This is a genomic window from Komagataeibacter kakiaceti JCM 25156 (assembly GCF_000613305.1).
Map to the genome: position 1 here is coordinate 1 of NZ_BAIO01000564.1, position 1,376 is coordinate 1,376.

At 67.1% G+C, this 1,376-nt stretch carries 2 protein-coding genes and 1 pseudogene; all 3 read right to left on the reverse strand.

Annotation, left to right across the window (positions count from 1 at the left end; genetic code table 11):
• A partial coding sequence (locus JCM25156_RS25575) for an aminopeptidase P family N-terminal domain-containing protein (RefSeq protein WP_034960522.1) occupies positions 1-482 on the reverse strand: 482 nt, incomplete at its 3' end.
• 27 nt (positions 483-509) lie between these two features.
• Positions 510-1,028 carry a GNAT family N-acetyltransferase gene (locus JCM25156_RS16620; RefSeq protein ID WP_025814002.1) on the reverse strand — a complete coding sequence of 173 codons (519 nt, stop codon included), beginning with the start codon at positions 1,026-1,028 and terminating at the stop codon, positions 510-512.
• Positions 1,021-1,376: pseudogene (locus JCM25156_RS16625) on the reverse strand (50S ribosomal protein L11 methyltransferase); the annotation flags it as partial. The pseudogene JCM25156_RS16625 and the gene JCM25156_RS16620, both read right to left, overlap by 8 nt.

Here is a 1,376-nt window from a genome sequence, read left to right on the forward strand (position 1 = left end):
CCGGCCCATTGCAGCGGTTGCGGCACGCAGGGCGTGCGGGGCGGGGCGGGGCGATCGGTCCAGATACGGTCCACCGGGTTGGCGGGAAGCGAGACCAGGTCCAGCCCGGCCTCGATGAAGGGGCGCAGCGCGCTTTCACTGATCAGGCGTGGATCGTAGCCGATTCGCCGGTCGGCCCCATGCGTGGCCAGCCATGTCGCGGGCGGGGTTTCGCGCAGGTGCCGGCGTTCCCACGCCGCCCCGTCCACCTGCTGTTCCATCTGGGTGATGTAGCGCCCGTCGGAAAAGACGGCGGCGCGATCGGGCAGGACGGCGGCCATTCCGGCGCTGCCGGTAAAACCGGTCAGCCATGCCAGACGCTCGGCGCAGGGGGCGACATATTCGCCCAGATGTTCATCCCCGCGCGGCAGGATGAAGCCATCCACCCCCATCTGCTTCAGGGCGGCGCGCAGCGCGTCGAGGCGGTTCGGGGCCTGGGGCATGGGAGCTTCCTTTGCGGGCGTTATGAATCAGGAATGCGAGATGATGCGGTACAGGAACAGCAGGTCCATCCACCGGCCGAATTTGATGCCGCATTCGGGAATCAGTCCGCCATGCTGGAAACCGAAGCGTTCATGCAGCAGGCGGGAGGCGACATTGGTGGAGGTAATGCCCGCCACCATCACATGCACATGCTCCGCCTTCGCCCGGTCGCACAGCGCCTGAAGCAATGCGCTGCCAATGCCCTGCCGCTTGTAGGCCGGGGCGATGTAGACGGAATGTTCGACCGTATGCACGTAGCCCGAAAAGGGGCGGAACATTTTCCAGCTACAGTATCCCGCCACGCTGCCATCGGGCATTTCCCCCACCATGACCGGGTAGCCGCTGGCCTGGCTGGCATGGAGCCATTCCAGCCGGGCGGCCACGGTGGTCTCGTGCGTTTCCCACATGGAGGTGCTGTTGCGGATGGCGTGATTGACGATCTCGACAATGGCCGGAATATCGGCGTCCGTCGCATCACGGATCAGCAGCGCGGGGCGGTCAGCCATGGGGCTTGCGCAGGATCAGCGTCGCCCAGTCTCCCTCGCGCAGGTGGCGCTCAAGCACCAGGCCATGCCGGCGGTGGGCGGCCAGCACCATGCGGACCTGCGTGTTCAGCAGCCCCGCCAGAATGGCGGTGCCGCCGGGCAGCAGGTTATGGGCCAGATCGACCGCCATGGCGCAGAGCGGGCGGGCGAGGATGTTGGCGAAGATCAGGTCATAGGGGGCATGGCGGCGGATGGCGGGCGTGGACCAGCCATTGCAAGGTGGCAGTCCACCAGCGTGGCCAGCCCGTTCATGGCGGCGTTGCGCCGGGTCACGCGCACCGACCAGGGGTCGATGTCGGTCGCCAGCAC

Bases quoted from the DNA above. Each gene is read 5' to 3' on its own strand.
- JCM25156_RS16620 (WP_025814002.1), bottom strand. From the start codon at position 1,028: ATGGCTGACCGCCCCGCGCTGCTGATCCGTGATGCGACGGACGCCGAT.